The following is a 13,422-nucleotide window of genomic DNA, read 5'->3' as shown; positions in this document are numbered from 1 at the left end:
GCTCACGAATTCTTCTCCATGGTCTGTGCAATCTTCGCCACCAGTTCGGCTGCGACCTGTTCCTTGGTCATCACCGGCCAAGACTCCACTTTAGTGCTGTCGACGTTGATCTTCTCGCCGTCGCGCGTCAGCAGGTGAACGGTGTTGCGGTCGCCGCCCATCACGCCGGTGGCAGGCGAAACGTCATTGGCGACGATCCAGTCGCAGCCCTTGCGCGCGATCTTGGCTTTTGCGTTGTCGATCAGATGTTCGGTTTCGGCGGCAAAGCCGATCACCAGCGGCGGACGATTCTCCTTCAATTTCGAGATCGTCGCCAGAATGTCGGGATTTTCCACCAACGCGAGCTGCGGCATGCCGGCGGACGTCTTTTTCAGTTTCTGCTCGCCTTCATTGGCAACGCGCCAGTCGGCAACGGCGGCGGCGAAGATCGCGATGTCCGCCGGCAAGGCGGCTTCCACCCGATGCAGCATGTCACGCGCCGATTCGACCCGGATCACCGTGACGCCGGGGGGATCGCGCAAGTCGACCGGGCCGGACACCAGCGTGACGTCCGCGCCCGCGGCCTGTGCCGCGGCGGCGATGGCAAAACCCTGCTTCCCGGAGGAGCGGTTGGCGATATAGCGCACGGGATCGATCGCCTCATGTGTCGGCCCTGCCGTGATCAGCACGCGCTTGCCCGCGAGCGGACGCGGTCGCGGCGGGCGCAGGATGTCGACGGCGGCAGCGGCAATCTCGACCGCCTCCGACATCCGCCCGATGCCGGCCTCATTGGACTCAGCCATTTCCCCGGCGTTGGGGCCGATCATGTGAATGCCGTCGCGGCGAAGCTGCAGCACGTTGCGGCGGGTGGCGGCGTTGTTCCACATCAGGGGGTTCATCGCAGGCGCCAGCAGGATCGGCCGGTTGGCCGCCAGCAGGATGGCGGTAGCGAGATCGTCGGCATGGCCGTGCGCCATCTTAGCCATCAGGTCGGCGGTCGCCGGCGCCACGATGATCAGATCGCATTCGCGCGCCAGCCGGATATGGCCGGCGTCGAATTCGCTCTCGGGATTGAACAGGTCCGTATAGACGCGCTCATGCGACAGCGCGCTGGCCGAAAGTGGCGTGACGAATTGCTGGGCGGCCTTGGTCAGCACGCAGCGGATGTGAATGTGTCGCTCCTTCAGCCGCCGGATCAGCTCCAGCGACTTGAAAGCGGCGATGCCGCCGCCGATGATCAGGGTGACACTCCGTTCGCTGGAAGCGCTGACCGACGGCGCTGCCTCCGCGTGGGCCACTGCGGAGAGTGGTGTGGCGCCTGATAGTTCGGAGCGCCCTTGGACGAGTTCTCCCAAGATGACCCGGACTTCCTCTTCAACGGAGCGACCGTTTCCGGCCGACCGGAGCCGCAGGTAGACTTTAACGGCTTCATCGAGTTTTCGGATGGTCAGGCTGGCCATAGGGAGCCTCCGGCAAAATTGTGCAGTCAATGCTAGCACGCCATGCTAGCATTGCAATCACAACTGCAGCACTGCAAACAGAACCCCTATAAAGGTCGCTGCAATGATCCAGAGCGCCACCGTGCGCCAGCGGCTCTTGCGGCCTTCGGCCCTGCCGAGGGCAGCAATGGTCTCCGGGGACAATGTCAGGCCCTCGCGGGACATCTTTTCCATGTTCTCGATCACGGCAACTGCCCGCGAAGCGATCGCCGGCAGGCCCGTCATGACGCGGCCGAGTTCGCCGGCGCCGGTCATGGCGCCCTGAACCCGCCCGAGCGGGCCGAGATTGCGCTCGATCCATTCGCGCACCACGGGATCGGCCACTTTCCAGATATCGAGCTTGGGGTCGAAGCCGCGCGCGACGCCTTCGACCACCACCATGGTCTTCTGCAGCAGGATCAGTTCGGGCCGGGTCTGCATGTCGAACAGGCCGGTGACCTCGAGCAGCAGGGTCAACAGCTTCGCCATCGAGATTTCTTCGGCGGTGCGGTTGTGGATCGGCTCGCCGATGGCGCGGATGGCTTGCGCGAAATTCTCCACCGAATGATGCCCCGGCACGTAGCCGGCCTCGAAATGGACTTCCGCGACGCGGCGGTAGTCGCGCGTGATGAAGCCCAAGAGAATTTCGGCGAGGAAGCGCCGCTCCTTCACGCCGAGCCGGCCCATGATGCCGAAATCGACCGCCACCAGCCGGCCGGCGTTGTCGAGAAACAGATTGCCGGGATGCATATCGGCATGAAAGAAGCCGTCGCGCAGCGCGTGGCGCAGGAAACTCTGGATCACCTTGCGCCCGAGGTCGGGCAAATCGACCTGCGATGCTGCGAGGCGCGCGTGGTCGCTCAGTGCGATGCCGTCGATCCACTCCATCGTCAGCACGTTGTGAGTGGTGCGGTCCCAGTCGACGGCCGGCACGCGGAAATCCGGATCGTCGCGGGTATTCTCCGCCATCTCGGACAAGGCGGCAGCCTCAAGCCGCAGGTCCATCTCCATCGCGACCGAGCGCGACATCGTGTTGATGACCTCGATCAGCCGCAGCCGCCGCGCTTCGGCCGAATGCGCTTCCGCGTTGTGCGCGACAAAGAAGAAGTCGGAGAGGTCGCGGCGAAAGCGCGAGGCGACGTTGGGCCGGAGCACCTTTACGGCAACCGGCTGGCGCACGCCGCCGCGCTCGATCTCAGCGCGGTGCACCTGCGCGATGGACGCGGCGGCAACCGGCGGGCCGAGGCTGACAAAGGCCTTCGCCAGAGGGCGTTCCAGCGACAGCGCGATCACCGCTTCCGCTTCACTTTGCGAAAACGGCGGCAGCCGGTCCTGCAGGCTTTCCAGGTCGCGCGCCATCGCAACCCCGACCACGTCGGGGCGGGTCGCCAGAAACTGCCCGAGCTTGAGGTAGGCCGGTCCCAGCCGCGTCAGTGCGCGGGATAGCCGCGGGCCGGATTTGGCACCGGGCCGTTCGATCAATCGCGCCAGTCGCAGCGCGAGCTGCCCGGGCGCCGGCACCAGGCTCGGATCGACGACGCCGAACACACCCTCGCGCGCGAACACGTAAGCGGCGCGGACAAGCCGCGCGATGTGGGTCGCCGCAGAAATCACAAGCGCCAGCCCGAATGCAGCGCCACGATCCCGCCGGAAAGGCTTTCCCACTTCACCCGCGCAAAGCCGGCGCCGCGAATCATGTCGGCAAATACATTGGGCCGGGGGAATTTCCGGATCGATTCAACGAGGTACTGATAGGATTCGGCATCGCCGGTCACGGCGCGGCCGAGCGGCGGGATCACCCTGAACGAGAACTGGTCGTACAGCCAGTCCAGTCCGGGAACGTCGACGGTGGAGAATTCCAGACAGAGGAATCGGCTGCCCGGCCGCAGCACGCGATAGGCCTCGCGCAGCGCCGCATCGATCCGCGGTACGTTGCGAATACCGAAGGCGATGGTGTAGGCGTCGAACGAACGATCCGGGAAAGCCAGCGTCTCCGCATTGCCTTCGACGAAAGACACCTGATGGTCGAGATGCTGCGCCAGCGCGCGGTTGTGGCCGACCTCGAGCATATCCGTATTGATGTCGCAGACGGTGGCGCGGAAGCCAAAGCCTGCGGCCTTGGCCGCGCGGAACGCGATGTCGCCGGTGCCGCCGGCGACATCAAGCAGCGCAAACGGCGCATCACTTTTCGGCGGGTTGAGCGCCGTGATCATGATGTCTTTCCAGACCCGGTGCAGGCCCGCCGACATCAGGTCGTTCATCAGGTCATAGCGCCTTGCCACGCTGTGAAACACGTCGTTCACCAGCGTCTGCTTGTCCCCTAAGGGCACGTCCCTGAAGCCAAAATGGGTGGTTTGATCCGGCCGATCCATTAGATGTACTCCACTACCGGACCATAGCGCGCCCGTCGCATTGGCGCTATCACGTCACCTCCATAAGGTGAATGCCTGGATGCCTGAATTGCCCGAAGTTGAGACCGTCCGCCGCGGCCTGCAACCCGCCATGGAGGGGTCGAAAATCCTCAAAGCGGAAGCCCGGCGCAAGGATTTGCGGTTTCCCTTTCAAAAAGACTTTATCGCTCGGCTGGAGGGCCAGACGGTGACCGGTCTCGGCCGCCGCGCCAAATACCTGATGGCGGACCTGACCTCCGGCGACGTGCTGTTGATGCATCTGGGCATGTCCGGCTCGTTCCGGGTGCTCGATGGCGGCACTGGCAGTACGCCCGGCCAATTCCACCATCCGCGCAGCGAGGACCGCGCGCATGATCACGTGGTGTTTCACATGTCGTCGGGCAGATCCGTCGTGTTCAACGATCCGCGCCGCTTCGGTTACATGAAGATTATTGCCCGCAACGTGCTGGAGGATGAACCGCTATTGAAGGGTCTCGGTCCGGAGCCGCTCGGCAACGAATTCGACGCCGCGATGTTGGCGCGGTCCTGCTTCAACAAGAAGACCAGCCTGAAGGCCGCGCTGCTCGACCAGCGCGTGGTTGCCGGCCTCGGCAATATTTACGTCTGCGAGGCGCTGTACCGCTCACACCTCTCGCCGCGCCGGTTAGCGGCGACGCTGGCAACCAAGAAGGGCGAGCCGACCGATCACGCCGGGCGGCTGGTGAATGCAATTCATTCGGTGCTGAATCAGGCGATCAAAGCCGGAGGCTCCTCGATCAACGATCATCGGCTGACCTCGGGCGAACTCGGCTATTTCCAGCACTCGTTCCAGGTCTATGATCGCGAGGGCGAGAAGTGCCAAACTAAAGGCTGCGGCGGTGTCGTGCGACGCTTTGTACAGAACGGCCGTTCAACCTTCTGGTGTCCGAAATGTCAGAAATGACCATCACGCCGACGCTCGAAACGAAGCGACTGATCTTGCGGCCGCTGGCGCTATCCGATGCGCCGGCGATCCAACGTCATTTCAACAACTGGAATATCATTCAGCATCTCGCATCGGTTGTCCCCTGGCCATATCCGGAGGACGGCGCGACGACTTTCATCACGAGGGAGTTGGAGAGGGTCGCCGCGGGGGAAGAGATCTATAATTGGATGCTGGTGCTGCGCGGCGGTGATGGCGAGGCGATCGGGAATATTCGCTTTCGCCCGAGGTCGGACAATACAAAGGGCAACCGAGGCTTCTGGCTCGCGGAGCGCTATTGGAATCAAGGGCTGATGAGCGAAGCCGTTGCGGAGGTGAACAATTTCGTCTTCGGCGTACTGGGCCTCGAGGCTTTCTACGTCTGTAACGCCGTAACCAATGAGGCATCGCGCCGGGTCAAGCAAAAGACCGGCGCCGAATTGGTCGGCTACATCGAGCTTGCCCATCACAACGGTCAGACGCTGGCGGAACGATGGCGTGTGACGCGGGAACAGTGGCTGCGCCGGAACAGGTAGGCGGAGCGAAGCAGTCCAGCGGGGCTGGTTGGCTGGATTGCGTTCGTCTTCGCCTCGCGCAATGACGCTGCGCGAAGCGGGAATGTCAGGCTCGAGCCGGCGCTCTCAGGATGCGAGCGCTGTCGTTCGCGATGACCGGCAGCGCAGCCATTGCCGGAAGTATCGCAGGCGTTTCCACCAACTCCTCGATGAGCGGTTCGTCGCCGGCCGTTGCCATATTGCCGAGCCGCACTTCGATCCACTGCCAGAGAGCGCGGATTTCCTCGGCAGATTTGCCGCACGGCGCGTATTCGCAGACCGCAAGTCCGGCGCTGAGCGCATCCTGATGATCGTTGCGCATCACGATGAAGGGTTTGGCAAGGATATCGCCGATGTCGAGCGCTGCCTCGTCGCTCAGCGCGTGCTCCGCGCTGGCAAGGCGCGTGCCCCGGATCGGCGTCTGGTTCAGGACATAGGCGAACGGCTTGTGCCAGGCCCTGACGACGCTGAGCGTCGGGGCGGTCGCCTCAATGTCCGCGATGCTGGGGCGCGTCGGGATCAGGCAGAAATCCGCATAACGAATCGCTGAATTGGTCGCGGCGCTGACGCCGCCGGCGGTATCCACGATCGCTACCGTCACGCCCTCGCGGTCGAGCGATTGCAGGCGTTGTTCGACCTCCCTGGCGGCGTAGACCGGCTCGACGACCGGCGCGGCATAAGGGCGGCGGCGCTTCCAGTTCGAAAGGGTGCCCTGTGAGTCCGTCTCGATCAGGCGGACATTGTGCCCGGCCCGGATGGCGGCAAGCGCAAGGCTGATGGCGAGCGTGCTTTTGCCGGAGCCACCCTTCTGGGTGGCCAATACGATCGTCTGCATTTCAGATCCTTTGGATGGCTTTCAGGCTTTTGGTTACGGCACACGAGCCGCGTCGCATTCTGCGACGCCGAGTTACGCGCTCGTTCAGACGTGCCCAGCCCGATCCAAAGGTCAGGGGATCGCGGTAGTCCGAATCAGTCAGCTAGCAATGATGCCCGATTATGGAAGTGTGGTCATCCGGGCAAATACTGCCGTGCGGCACATCGGCGCCCGATCATCGGCGGCGGCATGGCCTATATCCGGCTGGCCGATGTCAGCCACCACGCCGCTTGCCCACGTCATGCAGCCTGCTGGCGTGCGGACGGCACACCCGTCGGCATCGCCGGCGGGTTAGCACGCGCTGGCGTGAGGTTAGGACTCGCATGGTTGAAGCGCAGCGCTCGTCGGCCGCGTTCGCAGCTCCTTGTTCTACATTGCGGTCATAACTCCGTTCTTTTGCGGGGGAATCGCGCGCTTGCTGCAGCGCGATTGCGTACTAGTACGGCCGCGGCGTTGGTCCATTGTTCATGGTTAGCGCCCACGGTGACGAGCTGCCGATTATGTGCCAACTCGCATCGGGGGATCTCGCCATGGCATTCCTGAATCTGAATATCCGGGGCCGCTTGATTTTAGGCTTCAGCGTGCTCTGCGCGTTGCTGGCCGTCGTGGTCGGTACCACCATCGTCAAGGTTAGCGCGGTGAACGAATCCACCAGTCGCACCGTGAATCTTCGTGTGCCGACGGCGATGACCGCAAGCGATGTAGTGGCCGGCGTGTACGCTTCGCTCGCCTCGCTGCGCGGTTGGCTGATCACCGGCGAGGATACGTTCAAGGCCGAGCGCGCGACTCTCTGGAGGGAAATGCAGCGCTACGGCGCCAGGATGGACGATATCTCAACCCAATGGACGTCCGAGCAAAACAAGGCGGACTGGAAGCAGGCCAAGCCGCTGCTTGAAGAGCTACGCAGCGCGCAGGAAAAGGCAGAAGCAATCGCCCACACCATCGACGAGCAGCCGGCGGCCAAGATCCTCGCTACCGAAGCCGCGCCGCTGGCCAAGCTCATGCTGCAAAAGGCGACCTCGATCATCGACGAGGAGGGCGGCATTGGCTCGACCGACGCGCGCAAGAGCCTGCTGATCGACTTTGCCGACATGCGCGGTAGCATGGCATCCGCAATCGGCGCAATCCGCGCCTATCTTCTGACCGCGGACAAGGCCTTCAAGACCGAGTTCGAGGAGCTTTGGGCGCTCAACCAGAAAAAGTTCGAGGCGCTCGCAAAGCGCCGCGCAGAAATGACGGCCGCCCAGCAGAGCGCCTTCGACGCGCTGGTGGCAGCCCGCGCCAAATTCTCGCCGCTGCCACAGAAAATGTTCGAAATCCGCGCTTCCGACCGTTGGAACATGGCGCAGTGGTTCTTGACCAACGAAGCCGCGCCGCGCGCCAACAAGCTGCTCGACATCTTTGCCGGCCCCAAAGACGCGACCGGCTCGCGCGCGGGCGGAATGGTCTCGCGGCAGCAGAATAATCTGAAACGGGACGGCGATGCGATGCTGGCCGAAACCAACTTCCTGATGACGCTGCTCTGGGTTTTGCTGGGTGTCGGCATCGGCGTCGCGGCGACGGTCGTCTATCTCACCAATCGCTCGATCGTGCCGCCGATCCTCAAGATGGTTGGCGCCATGGGTCAGCTCGCCGGCGGCGACCACTCGGTCGTCATTCCCGCGACCGACAAGAAGGACGAGATTGGCCTGATGGCGCGGGCGGTCCTGATCTTCAAGGAGAACATGATCAAGGCCAAGGAGCTTGCCGACAAGGAGGCCGAGGCGATCAAGACGCGTATTGCGCGGGCGGCTCGGGTGAACGAACTCACCCAGGCGTTCGATTCCAGCATATCGACCGTGCTGCGGTCGGTAGCCTCGGCCTCGACCGAGCTGCAGGCGACGGCATCATCGATGACGGCGACGGCGGAGGAGACTTCGAACCAGGCGACAGCGGTCGCAGCCGCCACCGAAGAGGCTTCCACCAACGTGCAGACCGTCGCGGCCGCATCCGAAGAACTGGCGAGCTCGGTCACAGAGATCGGCCGGCAGGTGGCGCAATCCGCCGCGATCGCCCAGAAGGCGGTCGAGGAGGCCGATCGCACCAACACCACGGTACAGGGCCTGTATGACGGCGCCGCCAGCATCGGCGATGTCATCAAACTCATCAACGACATTGCTTCGCAGACCAACCTGCTCGCGCTCAATGCCACGATCGAGGCCGCGCGTGCCGGCGAGGCGGGCCGCGGGTTTGCCGTGGTGGCGTCCGAAGTCAAGAGCTTGGCCGAGCAGACCGCCAAGGCAACCGAACAGATCGGCGCGCAGATCACCGCGATCCAGAATTCATCGAGCGAGGCGGTGACCGCGATCCGAGGGATCACGTCCACGATCAACGAAATGAACGAGATCGCGTCCGCAATCGCCAGCGCCGTCGAGGAGCAGGGCTCGGCCACGCAGGAAATCGCTCGCAACGTGCAGCAGGCGGCACTCGGCACCGGTGAAATATCGGCAAACGTCGTCGGAGTTCAGCAGGCCGCCGGCGATACCGGCGCCGCCGCCCATCAGGTGCTGCAGGCGTCGAGCGAATTGTCGAAGCAGTCCGAGACGATGCGCGGCGAGGTTGAAGCCTTTCTCAGCAACATCAAGGCTGCTTGACGTTCCGGTGCCCCGGACGCAGCGCAGCGCGCTCCTCGCGACGCGCAGCATCGTCCGGACGATGCACCGCGTCCGGGACACGAGCGAGCACTATTTCCTGACGCAGATCACGCGGACCACCGACGGCTTGGCGTCCGTCGATCCGCCAGCTGCGTTGACGCCGTTGGCCTTGAGGAAGTCGCGCACCGTTTCGGCGGTCACCAGCATCGCTTGCGCTGCCGGCACGCCATTGCTGGGTCCCGCCACTTGAACCGGCTTCAACAGCGCGACGCCGGCGAATTTGCCGTCGCCGTCCTGCGCGGGCGCGCCGGAGAAGCCAAACGCCGGCGCCGGCGTCAGCGCGATATCGCTGCTGCCGCCTAGCTGGGCCACCGTGGCCTTGGTGGTGGTCACCGCCGCGCCGCCGCCCTGGTTCTGCGGATCGGCAATGCCGGTGAGGTCGAGCACCGGTTTGGTGGCGGCATTGGCGAGATTGAGCGCCTTCAGCCCGCGCGCGCCATAGATGCGCAAGAGCGCCAGATCGTGCTTCTTGTCCTCGGCGACACGATCGGCATTGCCGAACCCTGCGATAGCGACCGTGAGGCAGCCGTCGGTGATCTGGCGGTCGGCCAGAATCGCGCCATCGTCGCCGACGACGACACCGGTGCCGTATTCCACGCTCTTGCGCGGGGGAGGCCCCGCCGTCTGCGCGGCTGCCGGAAATGCGTTGAACGCGCTCGACATCGCGATCACCACGGGCTCGACGGTGTTCTCGGTGGCCTGGTCGTACATGATGGTGAGGATGCGGACCTCGTCGCCCTTGAAGGTGCCGCGCAGATAAAACTTCTTCAGGCCCTGCAGGCCGGACAGCACGAAGAAATCCGGCTTGACCACGGTGTAATCGATGTTGCGGCCCGGCTCTTTCTTCTCTCGCTCGGCGAGTTTTGCCGTGGTCGGATTGGCTTCTTTGCGCCGCGAAAGCTGGATCTGGATCGTGCCGGATGGTGACGTCCATTTGGCGCCGTTGGCGTCGCTGGCCTGCTGCGGCACCAGCTTGGTGGGAATGCCGAGTCGCGCGCCGGTGCCGGGATCGAAGACGATTTTCCAGCCGACGTTCTCCTGCTTTTTCCTGGCAGTATCGGCGAGGAGGCCGCGCTCCTGCGGATTGAGCACGCCAGTTGATTTAGCCCCGCGCGACTTCTGGAATTCCTTGATCGCATTAACCATGCGCTCGCTGACGTCACCGGTGATCGCGCCGTTATATTGCCCGACCCAGGCGAGGTCCGACTGCAACGCCAGCCGCTCGGCCTGGCCTAACGCCTTCGCCGTGTCTTCCGGCTTCTGCAGCGCGGGACGGACCGGCACCGTTGTGACTTGCTTCGGCTTGGCGCCCGCCGTGGAAGGCGGCGTCATTTGCGCCTGCGCGGCGGCCCCGGAGATCACAAAAGCCGAGGCTGCGATCATCAATGTTGCTGAAAGCACCAATCTCATGACAAATCCCGGCAGAATAACGAGAGTGCGATCATTGACGCCCGGCCAATTAAGCACATCTGCTTAGTCGGCAACAACCGCGCCACGGTTCAGGGGGATTATCCCCTCACCCTGAGGAGCCGCGAAGCGAGGTTTGCCAGCGAAGGAAGGACAGCACACCACCATGCTGAGCGCCGACGAACTCGAACGCTACGCCCGCCATATCGTGCTGCGCGAAGTCGGCGGTCCCGGGCAGGCCGCCCTGAAAGCGGCATCCGTGCTGGTGATCGGCGCTGGCGGCCTCGGCGCACCCGTCCTGATGTACCTGGCGGCGGCCGGTGTCGGCAGGCTCGGCGCTGTCGATGACGACGTGGTCTCGCTGTCCAATCTGCAGCGGCAGATCATCCACACCACGCCGGACATCGGGCGGCCCAAGGTCGACAGCGCCGCGGAGACCGTTCACGCGCTCAATCCCCATGTTCGTTTCGAGGCGCATGGGGTGCGTCTCGATGCTGGGAACGTGATGTCGCTGATCGACGACTATGATCTCGTGCTCGACGGCTCCGACAATTTCGAGACCCGCTATCTGGTGTCCGATGCCTGCTTCTTTGCCGGCAAGCCGCTGATTACGGCGGCGCTCGGGATGTTCGACGGATCGCTGACCACGATCCGGGCGCATGAACGGGACGGCGACGGCCACTTCAATCCGACCTATCGCTGCCTGTTTCCCGAACCGCCGCCGCCCGGCACCATACCGGCCTGCGCCGAGGCCGGCGTCATGGGCGCGCTGGCGGGCATGCTCGGCTCGATGATGGCGCTGGAAGCGATCCGCGAGATCGTCGGCTTCGGCGAGAGCCTAGTTGGCCGACTGGTGATGGTCGATGCACGCGCGATGCGGTTTGAAACATTGCGCTACGCACGCGATCCGCAAAACCCGCTCAACGGTGATGCGCCCACGATCACTGATTTGAGCGGGCACGCGGCGTAGCGGGCGGGGTGGGGTGGCGCCGCATACACCAGCCTTGGATATACCCCGACTCACGTTCCGACGCGCTTCTCGCTGTCCATATGCGCAAGCTGCGACTCCGGATAGCGCGCCCCGGCCGCCACGCCGGGCGGAAACGCCTCGACCAGCGCAGACAAGTGAGCCTCCGTCAGTTTCACATCGAGCGCGCCGAGGGCCTCAGCGAGACGGTCACGGCGGCGGGCGCCGACCAGCGGCACGATGTCGTTGCCCTGCGCCGCGACCCATGCAATCGCTACCTGTGCGGTCGAGGCGCCGAGCTCGCTTGCAATCGCACGCAATGAATCCACCAGCGCCAGATTGGCGTCGAGATTGCTTCCCTGGAAACGCGGGCTCATGGCACGAAAATCCTTGGTCCCGCGATCGGCCGTCCAGTGTCCGCTGATCAGCCCGCGCGACAGCACGCCATAGGCCGTGATGCCGATGCCGAGTTCGCGGCAGGTCGGCAGGATGTCGTTCTCGATGCCGCGCGAGATCAGCGAGTATTCGATCTGCAGGTCGCTGATCGGGTGCACCGCATGGGCGCGCCGGATGGTCTCCGCGTCTACTTCCGACAGGCCGATATGCCTGATCCAGCCGGCCTTCACCATGTCGGCCATCGCACCGACCGTCTCCTCGATCGGCACGTCCGGGTCGAGCCGCGCCGGCCGATAGATGTCGACGGTATCGACGCGCAGCCGCTGCAGCGAATAAGCGAGGAAATTCTTGATCGCCGCCGGGCGGCTGTCATAGCCGGACCAGTTCTTTGCGGGATCGCGCAGCGCGCCAAACTTGACGCTGATCTGGACGTTGTCTCGGCCGCGCGCAGCGAGCGCTTCGCCGATCAGCATTTCATTGTGACCCATGCCGTAGAAATCGCCGGTGTCGAGCAGGGTGATGCCGGCATCGAGCGCGGCGTGGATGGTGGCGATGCTCTCGCTGCGGTCGGCCGGGCCGTAGAAGTCTGACATGCCCATGCAGCCGAGGCCGATGGCAGAAACGGTTGGGCCGGTAGAGCCGAGTTTGCGTCTTTCCATGGTGGTTCTCCTCGTAGTGGCGCCGGATCGGCGCCGTGTTGACGAGGCTGATATGAACCTTCTCGACTGAACCGGTAAGGTGGACAATTTCAAACAGCTTGTTCACTATACCGAACAATGAAGAATATCGACCTCCGCGACCTCGACGTTTTTGTTGCCGTGGCGCGCACGCGGAATTTCCGCCGTGCCGCGATCGAGCAAGGCGTCTCCGTCTCAAGTCTCAGCCAGCGGCTGCGCGACATGGAGGAGCGGCTCGGCGTGCGCCTGATGAATCGCACCACGCGCAGCGTAGCCCTCACCGAAGCCGGCGAGTTGTTGCTGGGGCGTGTCGGCCCGGCGCTATCGGATGTCGGCGCGGCGCTCGATCAGGTGCGCGGCCTGCGGGCCGTGCCGTCGGGGCGTCTGCGCATCAATGCGCCGCCGCCGGCAATCGACCTGGTGATGGCGCCGATGGTCGCGCCGTTTCTCGAGAAGCATCCCAAGATCGAGCTGGAGATCGTCGGCGAGAGTTCGTTTGTCGATATCGTCGCCGGCGGGTTCGACGCCGGCGTGCGCTATGGCGAACATTTGGCGCAGGACATGATCGCGGTCTCGCTCGGGGCGCCGCAGCGTTACGCAGTGGTGGCGTCGAAGGAATATGTTGCTCAGCATGGTCGCCCGGAAGTGCCGAAGGATCTGCTCGACCATGCCTGTATCCGCACCCGTTTCGGCAGCGGCGCGATGCTGGATTGGGAGTTTGAGAAAGCGGGCCGTCTCGTAAAGGTTTCACCGCCGGCCAAGCTGGTCGCGACCCATCTGGGGCTGGCGTTGCGCGCCGTCCATGACGGGGTGGGCTTCTGGCTGACGTTCGAAGGTTATGTTCGGTACGGCATCAAGTCGGGCGCGCTGGTCAGCGTGCTCGACGACTGGTGCCCCCCGTTTTCCGGGACCGTTTCTGTATTATCCGAGCCGTCGCCAGCCGCCGCCGGCGCTTGCCGCGTTCGTGGCTTTCGTCGCGGAATGGCGGAAGCGGGAGCGGCGGAAAAGCAAGACGCCGTAGCTGTTACCTCCAGGGGGAGGGTAGC

10 protein-coding genes and 1 pseudogene are annotated in these 13,422 nt (G+C 64.1%); 5 read left to right on the top strand and 6 right to left on the bottom strand.

The features are described 5' to 3' along the window. Nucleotides 1–2 precede the first annotated feature (2 nt). Genes coaBC through ubiE form a run of 3 tightly spaced genes read right to left on the bottom strand, consistent with a single transcriptional unit; the run spans nt 3 to nt 3,829 of the window. On the bottom strand, nt 3–1,439 hold the full coding sequence (gene coaBC, locus CQ13_RS21145; RefSeq protein ID WP_057844758.1) for a bifunctional phosphopantothenoylcysteine decarboxylase/phosphopantothenate--cysteine ligase CoaBC: 1,437 nt from the start codon (nt 1,437–1,439) through the stop codon (nt 3–5). Between the two features lie 57 nt (nt 1,440–1,496). Further along, nucleotides 1,497–3,071, bottom strand: a complete 1,575-nt coding sequence (ubiB, locus tag CQ13_RS21140; RefSeq protein ID WP_057844757.1) for a 2-polyprenylphenol 6-hydroxylase — start codon at nt 3,069–3,071, stop codon at nt 1,497–1,499. Then, nucleotides 3,068–3,829: a bifunctional demethylmenaquinone methyltransferase/2-methoxy-6-polyprenyl-1,4-benzoquinol methylase UbiE gene (gene ubiE, locus CQ13_RS21135; RefSeq protein WP_057844756.1), complete on the bottom strand. Its 762-nt coding sequence runs from the start codon at nt 3,827–3,829 to the stop codon at nt 3,068–3,070. The genes ubiB and ubiE overlap by 4 nt, the downstream gene beginning before the upstream one ends. A 79-nt stretch (nt 3,830–3,908) precedes the next feature. Between ubiE and mutM the strand changes: the two genes are divergently transcribed. Further along, the gene (gene mutM / locus CQ13_RS21130; RefSeq protein ID WP_057844872.1) at nt 3,909–4,790 is read left to right on the top strand and encodes a bifunctional DNA-formamidopyrimidine glycosylase/DNA-(apurinic or apyrimidinic site) lyase; all 882 of its coding nucleotides are present in this window, start codon (nt 3,909–3,911) and stop codon (nt 4,788–4,790) included. Beyond that, nucleotides 4,787–5,344 (top strand): GNAT family N-acetyltransferase, encoded by a 558-nt coding sequence (locus tag CQ13_RS21125; RefSeq protein WP_057844755.1) that lies wholly within the window; start codon nt 4,787–4,789, stop codon nt 5,342–5,344. The genes mutM and CQ13_RS21125 overlap by 4 nt, the downstream gene beginning before the upstream one ends. Before the next feature lie 85 nt (nt 5,345–5,429). On the opposite strand, the gene CQ13_RS21120 is transcribed toward CQ13_RS21125, so the two are convergent. Next, entirely contained in the window at nt 5,430–6,197 is a 768-nt protein-coding gene (locus tag CQ13_RS21120) for a ParA family protein (RefSeq protein ID WP_057844754.1), read from the bottom strand. A gap of 569 nt (nt 6,198–6,766) precedes the next feature. Here CQ13_RS21120 and CQ13_RS21115 point away from each other — a divergent pair. After that, nucleotides 6,767–8,869, top strand: coding sequence for a HAMP domain-containing methyl-accepting chemotaxis protein (locus CQ13_RS21115; protein ID WP_057844753.1), 2,103 nt, complete (start codon nt 6,767–6,769; stop codon nt 8,867–8,869). Between the two features lie 90 nt (nt 8,870–8,959). Here the strand turns inward: CQ13_RS21115 and CQ13_RS21110 are convergent, their stop codons facing one another. Next, nucleotides 8,960–10,339, bottom strand: coding sequence for a serine protease (locus CQ13_RS21110; RefSeq protein ID WP_057844752.1), 1,380 nt, complete (start codon nt 10,337–10,339; stop codon nt 8,960–8,962). A gap of 163 nt (nt 10,340–10,502) precedes the next feature. Between CQ13_RS21110 and CQ13_RS21105 the strand changes: the two genes are divergently transcribed. Then, a complete protein-coding gene (locus CQ13_RS21105) occupies nt 10,503–11,306 on the top strand; it encodes a HesA/MoeB/ThiF family protein (RefSeq protein ID WP_057844751.1) in 804 nt (267 codons plus the stop codon). 50 nt (nt 11,307–11,356) lie between these two features. Here the strand turns inward: CQ13_RS21105 and CQ13_RS21100 are convergent, their stop codons facing one another. Further along, on the bottom strand, nt 11,357–12,358 hold the full coding sequence (locus CQ13_RS21100) for an aldo/keto reductase (protein WP_057844750.1): 1,002 nt from the start codon (nt 12,356–12,358) through the stop codon (nt 11,357–11,359). A gap of 117 nt (nt 12,359–12,475) precedes the next feature. On the opposite strand from CQ13_RS21100, the pseudogene CQ13_RS21095 reads away from it, so the two are divergent. Then, nucleotides 12,476–13,397 (top strand): annotated as a pseudogene (locus tag CQ13_RS21095) (LysR family transcriptional regulator). Nucleotides 13,398–13,422: the final 25 nt, after the last annotated feature.

It is taken from the genome of Bradyrhizobium retamae, from assembly GCF_001440415.1.
Lineage (GTDB): Bacteria > Pseudomonadota > Alphaproteobacteria > Rhizobiales > Xanthobacteraceae > Bradyrhizobium > Bradyrhizobium retamae.
The sequence above is the reverse complement of the archived record's forward strand: the minus strand, read 5'-3'. Positions and strand labels throughout refer to the sequence as shown.